The sequence below is a fragment of the Aeromicrobium sp. REDSEA-S32_B7 genome (genome assembly GCF_001626145.1).
Classification (GTDB): domain Bacteria; phylum Actinomycetota; class Actinomycetes; order Propionibacteriales; family Nocardioidaceae; genus Aeromicrobium; species Aeromicrobium erythreum.
This window is the reverse complement of the sequence record NZ_LUNF01000030.1, coordinates 34,045-42,154: the sequence shown is the minus strand read 5'-3', so window position 1 is coordinate 42,154 and position 8,110 is coordinate 34,045. Positions and strand designations below refer to the sequence as shown.

Here is an 8,110-nt window from a genome sequence, read left to right as displayed (position 1 = left end):
GGGCTGGCCCGCACCTTTCAGATCACCTCCACCGTCGCCTCCCTCGACGCCATCACCACCAAGTACGCCCGCAAGGGCAAGACCGTGGAGATCGTCGGCCTCAACGACGCCAGCGCCGAGCGGCACGCCCGGCTGACCGGCGAGCTGCCGTAGCCGGGCACCCTCGTCCGACGTCGACGTCCCACTTGTTGCAACCCCTTCGCAGGAGCAAGTGGGTCTCGTCTAGGGTTCGGGGCATGAGCCCCTCCCGTGCCCCCCGCGCCGCCCTGGCGGCCGCTGCCGTCCTCGCCCTGTCCCTCACCGCCTGCGGCACCGACTCCGACGTGGCCGAGGACGGCGAGCTGCGCATCGTCACGACCGTCGCGCCGATCACCTCGATCACCGCCGCCGTGGCCGGCAACCGCGCCACGATCGATGGCCTGGTGCCGGAGGGCACCAACTCCCACACCTTCGAGCCGCCGCCGAGCGCCTCCGCGCTGCTGGAGCGGGCCGACCTGGTGCTGGTCAACGGGCTCCGGCTCGAGGAGCCGACGGTGGAGTTGGCCGAGGCCACGATGAGCGAGGACGGGCGGCTGGTCGAGCTCGGCACCGAGGTGCTCCCGGAGTCGGACTACCTCTACGACTTCTCCTTCCCCGAGGAGGACGGCAAGCCCAACCCCCACCTGTGGACCGACCCGACCTGGGCGATCCGCTACGCCGAGCTCGTCCACGAGAACCTCGTACACCTCGACCCCGAGGGCGAGGCGACGTACGACGCCAACCTCGCCTCCTTCGAGGAGCAGGCCACCGAGCTCTCCGACGCGCTGCGCGCCGACCAGGAGTCGGTGCCCGCCGACGAGCGGGTGCTGCTGACCTACCACGACGCCTACGCCTACTTCGCCGAGACCTACGACTGGCAGGTGATCGGCGCCATCCAGCCCGAGGACTTCGCCGAGCCGACGCCGAAGGAGGTCGCGCGGCTCATCGACCAGGTCCGTGAGCAGGAGGTGCCGACGATCTTCGGCTCGGAGGTCTTCCCCTCCGACGCGCTCGAGGAGATCGGCCGCGCCACCGGTGCGCGCTACGAGGACACGCTGCGTGACGACGACCTGCCCGGTGCTCCCGGCGACCCCGAGCACTCCTGGCTGGGCCTGATGCGCTCCAACTACGTCACCATGCTCACCGGTCTCGGCGGTAGCGCTCCGACCCTCGAGGCGCTCGACGACGGCGACACCGACCTGCTCCGCGAGGAGCTCGGCGACCTCCTCATGCAGGTCGTCTTCCACGCCGCCGTCGCCGCCGACACGGGGGAGGGGTGGGACGTCGACGACGTCGCCGCGGGGATCACCGACAAGCTCGTGCGGCGCAACCCGCACGTCTTCGCCGACGGCACTGCCCGCACTCCCGAGGAGATCGACGCCGCCTGGCAGGCGGTCAAGGCGCAGGAGAAGGCGGCATCGGGAGCGCGTGAGGCGCACCCGCTCGACGGCATCGCCCGCGACCTGCCGGCCCTCGCCACGGCCCGCAAGGCCCTCGACCGCGTCCCTGACCTCGACACCAGCGGCGACGACCTCGGCTCCCGGCTCCTGCGTCTCGTCGCCGAGGCCCGCGAGCAGGGCGTCGACGCCGAGGAGGCGCTGCGCCGCGCCGTCCGCGACCGGCTGGCGTGACGTCCTGCTCAGCACATGAGCGAAGGCACGAACCAGGTCGCCAGCGTGAGGTCGGAGTCGAGGGAGCTCCGCCAGCCCAGGGTCGACACCTCGATCTCGGGACGTTGGCGGGAGACGAACTGTCCCCCGCTCCGACAGACCCCGTGGCGACGCTGGAAGTCCATCTCCACGCGAGCGAAGTCTCCGGCGCCCAGCGTCTCGTCGACCACGTACGCGGCGTCCTGGCGCTCCTCGCCCACGGCTCGCACGGCGGCGCCGGTCCCCTCGTCCGAGACCACCCAGTCGTCCCTCGTCGAGGGCTCGTCCGCCCATCCGTAGAACCTGACGGCGCGGACCTTCACCGGGATCGACCCCCTGTTGGTCACGTCGAGGACCATGGTGCACTGCATGTCTCGCGTGTCGACGGTGAGGAAGAAGCCGGGATCACGCGGCTCGCCCCGCTCCGCGAACGCAGCCGTCGAGGTGGCGTCCTTGCCGGGGATCTGCGTGGTGTCGACCACCCAGGGCATCGGTCGGTACGCGTCGTCCGATGGTCTGATGCACTGGAGCGACGCCGGCGTCACGCGGACGTCGACAGCGGCGCGCGTCGACAGGACGTAGGTGACGCCGACACCCACGAGCAGCAGCACTGACAGAGCGGCGCAGGCAACGCCGACGAGTCGTCCACGGGTCCAGGTCATGCTGGATGCTCCCACGCGCGTCGGGACCGCGTCCGCGATATCGATTCTCTCCGCGCGAGCTCGCCGCGCTTGTCCACGACGAGTCCTCCTACCTGGCAAAGCAGTGGCGACTCCGGGCCCTCTCGAAGGGGCAGACCTGCTCATCGACACCGTGCTCATCGACAGGGATCGACCAAGTCCTCCAACGTCTTCGCTACTCGTCCAGGCGACGAGGATCTCGCAGCAGTTTCGCAGCGCTCGTCGCAACGATCGTGACCACAGACGACGCTTCTACTCAGACGAGGATGGAATCCCCATGCGCAAGATCACCACGGTGCGAACGGCTGCAGCGACACTGGCGCTCTGCGCCGCCGCCGGGCTCACGACCGCAGCCACCGCCGCTGCAGCGCCCGCGAGCGGCTCCAACGACCCGGGCGCCAACCGTCCGGCCCTCGAGGTCCCTTTCCCCTGCGGCGACGTGTGGAGCGGCCAGACGCGGGGCGCTGACGACCCCCACCCCCACAATCCGCTCTTGGCCATCGACTTCAACCTTCCAACCGGAGGTGACAGCGACTTGGGCCGGTGGGTCCAGGCCAGCAATGCCGGCACAGTCACCTTCGCCGGCAACAAGGGCCCGGGCTACGGCAACACGGTCGACATCTACCACAAGGGAGGCTGGTCGACGCGGTACGCGCACCTGAAGGAGATCGCCGTGGACAAGGGCCAGGTCGTGACAGCAAGGACCGGCATCGGCCGCGTCGGCAAGAGCGGGGGCCAGCCGTCCGCACACCTGCACTACGAACAGCGCTGGAACAACGACGACCAGGTCATCTACTTCGGCAACACCAAGGCGAAGTACTGGGGCACGACGAACTACACGCGCAAGACTCTCTGCTGATACCACCCTCCCGCGCGCGGCCCGAGATGACGCCTGTCTCGTGCGGGAGACCGGCCACGACCGACGTCTCGACCGCGACAGCACACGCCCACCGTGCCCGTCGTGGCCGACATCGTCGAACGAGAGCGTCCTCCCGCGCTGGGAGGACGCTCTCGTCGGCCGCGTCGACATCAGAGCCGCGGGCAACAGCCCACGACGACGAGACCACCCCCGGCTGTCCCGAGGATGGCAAGTACAACGATGCCGAACCCGTCGACTATCCCAAGGATGTCGACCGCCTCGCCTGTCACGGACGGACGGCCCCCGGCACTAGGCTGGGCACCGACCGCACCACCACAGCAGCAGGAGCAGCATGGCCAGCATCGAAGCCGTCGGAGCACGCGAGATCCTCGACTCGCGCGGCAACCCCACCGTCGAGGTCGAGGTCGCCCTCGACGACGGGACCATCGGACGCGCCGCCGTCCCCTCCGGTGCCTCCACCGGCCAGTTCGAGGCCGTCGAGCTGCGTGACGGTGGCGACCGCTACCTCGGCAAGGGCGTCCGCAAGGCCGTCGAGGCCGTCAACACGACCATCGCCGCCGAGATCGTCGGCTTCGACGCCGACGACCAGCGCGCCGTCGACGCCGCCATGATCGCCCTCGACGGCACGCCCAACAAGGCGAAGCTCGGCGCCAACGCCATCCTCGGCGTCTCCCTCGCGCTCTCCAAGGCCGCCGCCGACTCCGCCGGCCTCCCGCTGTTCCGCTACGTCGGCGGCCCCAACGCCCACGTACTGCCCGTCCCGATGATGAACATCCTGAACGGTGGCGCCCACGCCGACTCCAACGTCGACGTCCAGGAGTTCATGATCGCGCCGATCGGCGCGCCCACGTTCGCCGAGGCGCTGCGCCAGGGCACCGAGGTCTACCACGCGCTCAAGTCGGTCCTGAAGAAGGACGGCCTGTCGACCGGCCTCGGCGACGAGGGCGGTTTCGCCCCGAGCCTTCGCCACGGCCGTCGAGAAGACCGGCCTCACGCTCGGCACGGACATCGCGCTCGCGCTCGACGTCGCCAGCTCGGAGTTCTTCGAGAACGGCAGCTACACCTTCGAGGCCGCGCCCAAGACCTCCGGGGAGATGGCCGACTACTACGCCGAGCTCGTCGCCGCCTACCCGATCGTGTCCATCGAGGACCCGCTCGACGAGGAGGACTGGGACGGCTGGGTCGCGCTCACCGAGCGCATCGGCGACCAGGTCCAGCTCGTCGGCGACGACCTGTTCGTCACCAACGTCGAGCGGCTCACGCGTGGCCTCGAGCAGGGCGCCGCGAACGCGATGCTCGTCAAGGTGAACCAGATCGGCTCGCTCACCGAGACGCTCGACGCTGTCGAGCTCGCCCACCGCCACGGCTTCAGCAACATGATGAGCCACCGCTCGGGCGAGACCGAGGACGTCACGATCGCCGACCTCGCCGTCGCCACCAACTGCGGCCAGATCAAGACCGGCGCCCCCGCCCGCTCCGACCGGGTCGCCAAGTACAACCAGCTCCTGCGCATCGAGGAGGCCCTCGGGTCCGCCGCGGTGTACGCCGGCGCGTCGGCCTTCCCGCGCCTCGCGCTCTGAGCATGGCCGGCTCCCGCGGACCCGGACGACCCACCCCCAGGACACGACGTCCTGCGGGGCGGCCGTCCGGTGCCGCGGGGGCCAGCCGCCCCGGCCCGACCCGACCCCGGTCGGGCACGACCACCGCCCGCGGCGTCGGGTCGCGGTTCACCACCCGCGCCGTCCTGCTGCTCGCGGTGCTGCTCCTGCTGCTCGCGTCGTACACGTCGGCGCTGCACGCGTGGTGGCAGCAGCGCGGCGAGGTGCAGCAGCTGAAGGCCGAGATCGCCACCCGGCAGGCGTCCATCGAGGACCTCGGCGACACCAAGGCGCGCTGGAACGACGACGCCTACGTCCGCCAGCAGGCGCGTGAACGGTTCGGCTGGGTCATGCCCGGCGAGGTCGGCTACCGCGTCATCGGCGCCGACGGCACCGTCGAGGGCGACGCGCCCCGGCTCGACGACCCGCCGGACCCCACCCAGAAGCAGTGGTACGACACGCTGTGGGGCAGCGTCGAGGCGTCCGGACGCACCTCGTCGGCCCAGCAGCCCGTCCCCGACCCCGACGAGGTGCTGAAGAACCGTGACTGACCCGAGCCCGAGCGACCTGCAGATCGTCGCCGAGCAGCTCGGGCGGCCCGCCCGCGGTGTCCTCGGCATCGCCGCGCGCTGCCCGTCCGGCCCCCCCAACGTGGTGCGCACCGAGCCGCGGCTGCCCGACGGCACGCCGTTCCCGACGCTCTACTACGTGACCTGCCCGAGGCTCGCCGGCGCCATCGGCACCCTCGAGGCGTCCGGCCTGATGGCCGAGATGAGCGAGCGGCTCACCCACGACGCCGACCTCGCCGACCACTACGCACGGGCCCACGCCGAGTACCTCGCCGAGCGGGAGGCCGTCGCCCACGTGCCCGAGATCGACGGCATCAGCGCCGGCGGCATGCCCACGCGGGTCAAGTGCCTGCACGTGCTCGTCGGCCACGCCCTCGCCAAGGGCCCTGGCGTCAATCCGCTCGGCGACGAGGCCGTCGAGCTGCTCGGCGACTACTGGGGCAGCTCTAGCTGCGCCCCGGCCGGTACTCGACCTCAGGACGACCAGCCCGACCCAGGCGCGTGACCCGCGCGACCTCGCCGGTCTCGGCGAGGTGCTCCAGGTAGCGGCGCGCCGTCACCCGTGACGAGCCCAGGTGCTCGCCGACCTCGCTCGCCGACGACGGACCGTGCTCGGCCAGGACCGCGCGCACCTGCTCCAGCGTCTCCGCGCCCAGCCCCTTCGGCAGGGCGGGTCGGGACGTGTGCCGCAGCGACTCGAGCATCCGGTCGACCGCACTCTGGTCGAGGTCGTCCGAGCCCTGCAGGCCCTCGTGGAAGGTCCGGTAGGCGAGCAGCCGCTCGCGCAGCGCGCCGAACGCGAAGGGCTTGATGAGGTAGCCGACCACGCCCTGCGCCACCGCGTCGCGCACCACCTCCGCGTCGCGCGCCGACGTCACGGCGATCACGTCGACCCGGCTGCCGGCCGCCCTCAGCCGGCGCAGCAGCTGCAGGCCGTGACCGTCGGGCAGGTGCATGTCGAGCAGCACCAGGTCGACCGGCTCCTCCCGCAGCACCCGCGCCGCGTCCTGCGCCGACATCGCGACGGCTACGAGCTCGAAGCCCGGCACGTCGCGCACGTACTGCGCGTGCGCCTGCGCCGCGACTCTCTCGTCCTCGACGACCAGCGTGCGGATCACGCGTCCTCCCCGATCTCCACCTCGACCATGGCCCCGCCGAGCGCACCCGAGCCGACGCGCACGCTACCGCCGTGGCGGCGCACCACCTGACCCACCAGCGCCAGACCCAGGCCTCGGCCGTGCAGACGGTCGTCGACCTTCGTCGACCAGCCCCGCTCGAAGACCTGCTCGCGCGCGTCCTCGGGGATGCCGGGGCCGGAGTCCTCGACCACGACATCGAGGTGCGTGTCGCTGGCGTGCAGGTGCACCGCCACGGTCGCGTCCGCCGTGCCCTGCGCCGCGTCGATCGCGTTGTCGAGCAGGTTGCCCAGCACCGTCACCGCGTCGTGCGGGCCGAGCGGGAGCCCCGTGACGGCGGAGCCCGGGTCGACGTCGAGCCGCACGCCGCGCTCGTGCGCCTGCGCCGACTTGCCCAGCAGCAGCGCCGACACCACGGGCTCCTCGACCGCAGCCACCATCTGGTCGGTCAGCCCCTGCGCCAGGCGCATCTCGTGCGTCGCGAACTCGACCGCCTCCTGCGTGCGGCCCATCTCGACGAGGGAGACCATCGTGTGCAGCCGGTTCGCCGTCTCGTGGCTCTGCGACCGCAGCGAGTCGGCCAGGCTGCGCACGGTGTCGAGCTCGGCCGTCACGCCCTGCAGCTCCGTGCGGTCGCGCACCGTGAGCACCGTGCCGACGTCGCGACCCTCCCAGCGGGCGCGCGCCGCGTTGACGATGAGCACGCGGTCGGCGAGCGCCACCACGACGTCGGAGAGCGGTCCGCCCGCGCGCACCGCGTCGGTCAGCGTGGGTTCCAGGCCGAGCTCCGCGACGTCGCGGCCTACCGCCCGCGACGCCTCCACGTCGAGCAGACGCTCGGCCTCGCGGTTCACGAGGCTCACCCGGCCGCCGGAGTCGACCAGCACGAGTCCCTCGCGCACCGCCCGCAGCACCGCGTCGTAGTACTCGTACATGCGGGTGATCTCCTGCTCGCCGAGCCCGTGCGTCTGGCGGCGCAGGCGCCGGTGGATGAGCCACGCGCCGAGGATGCCCACGAGCGCGGCCAGCGCGGCGGCGCCGAGGATCCGGGGGAGCGCGTCGACGACCTCGTCGCGCTGCTTCGCCGTGCGGATCCCGACCGACACGAGCGCCACGACGTCGTCGTCGCCGGCCCCCGCGCGCACCGGCACGACGGCCCGCACCGACGGTCCGAGCGTGCCGACGTACTCCTCGCTGTACGTCCGGCCCGCCTGGGCCTGGGTGATCGACCCGAGGAAGCGCTTGCCGATGTTGGCCGGGTCGGGGTGGGAGTAGCGGATGCCGTCGCGCGACATGATGACGACGAAGTCGGTGCCGCTGTCGCGACGCACCTGCTCGGCGAACGGCTGGAGCGTCGTCGACGGGTCCGTCGTGCGGACGGCCTCGCGCACCGTCGGGGAGTCGGCGACCGCGACCGCGAGGTCGAGCGCGCGCTGGCGTGCCGAGGCCGTCGCGTCGGCGCGGGCGTCGAACCAGGCGGCGGCCACGCCACCGAGCACCAGCACGCACACGACGACGACCTGCCAGAGCAGGATCTGGCGCGCGACGGACGACGGGCGGGGCACGACCGCATCGTCCCA

At 72.0% G+C, this 8,110-nt stretch carries 7 protein-coding genes and 1 pseudogene; 5 read left to right on the top strand and 3 right to left on the bottom strand.

Annotated elements, in window-relative coordinates; all coding sequences use genetic code 11:
- Positions 1 to 236 precede the first annotated feature (236 nt).
- A complete protein-coding gene (locus tag A6Q79_RS02110) occupies positions 237 to 1,649 on the top strand; it encodes a metal ABC transporter solute-binding protein, Zn/Mn family (protein WP_317695854.1) in 1,413 nt (470 codons plus the stop codon).
- A gap of 8 nt (positions 1,650 to 1,657) precedes the next feature.
- Here the strand turns inward: A6Q79_RS02110 and A6Q79_RS02105 are convergent, their stop codons facing one another.
- Positions 1,658 to 2,329, bottom strand: a complete 672-nt coding sequence (locus tag A6Q79_RS02105) for a hypothetical protein (protein WP_144433786.1) — start codon at positions 2,327 to 2,329, stop codon at positions 1,658 to 1,660.
- A 295-nt stretch (positions 2,330 to 2,624) separates the two neighbouring features.
- On the opposite strand from A6Q79_RS02105, the gene A6Q79_RS02100 reads away from it, so the two are divergent.
- The 4 genes and pseudogenes from A6Q79_RS02100 (at position 2,625) to A6Q79_RS02085 (ending at position 5,899) form a co-directional block, all read left to right on the top strand.
- Positions 2,625 to 3,206 (top strand): M23 family metallopeptidase, encoded by a 582-nt coding sequence (locus A6Q79_RS02100; RefSeq protein WP_067859568.1) that lies wholly within the window; start codon positions 2,625 to 2,627, stop codon positions 3,204 to 3,206.
- Positions 3,207 to 3,558: 352 nt separating this feature from the next.
- Positions 3,559 to 4,807: pseudogene (gene eno / locus A6Q79_RS02095) on the top strand (phosphopyruvate hydratase).
- Positions 4,808 to 4,809: 2 nt separating this feature from the next.
- Positions 4,810 to 5,376, top strand: coding sequence for a septum formation initiator family protein (locus tag A6Q79_RS02090; RefSeq protein ID WP_067859564.1), 567 nt, complete (start codon positions 4,810 to 4,812; stop codon positions 5,374 to 5,376).
- Entirely contained in the window at positions 5,369 to 5,899 is a 531-nt protein-coding gene (locus tag A6Q79_RS02085; RefSeq protein ID WP_317695849.1) for a DUF501 domain-containing protein, read from the top strand. Before A6Q79_RS02090 ends, A6Q79_RS02085 begins: the two co-directional genes overlap by 8 nt.
- On the opposite strand, the gene A6Q79_RS02080 is transcribed toward A6Q79_RS02085, so the two are convergent.
- Positions 5,841 to 6,512 carry a response regulator gene (locus A6Q79_RS02080; RefSeq protein WP_286690047.1) on the bottom strand — a complete coding sequence of 224 codons (672 nt, stop codon included), beginning with the start codon at positions 6,510 to 6,512 and terminating at the stop codon, positions 5,841 to 5,843. The genes A6Q79_RS02085 and A6Q79_RS02080 overlap by 59 nt on opposite strands.
- Positions 6,509 to 8,095, bottom strand: a complete 1,587-nt coding sequence (locus A6Q79_RS02075) for a sensor histidine kinase (protein ID WP_144433785.1) — start codon at positions 8,093 to 8,095, stop codon at positions 6,509 to 6,511. Before A6Q79_RS02075 ends, A6Q79_RS02080 begins: the two co-directional genes overlap by 4 nt.
- Positions 8,096 to 8,110: the final 15 nt, after the last annotated feature.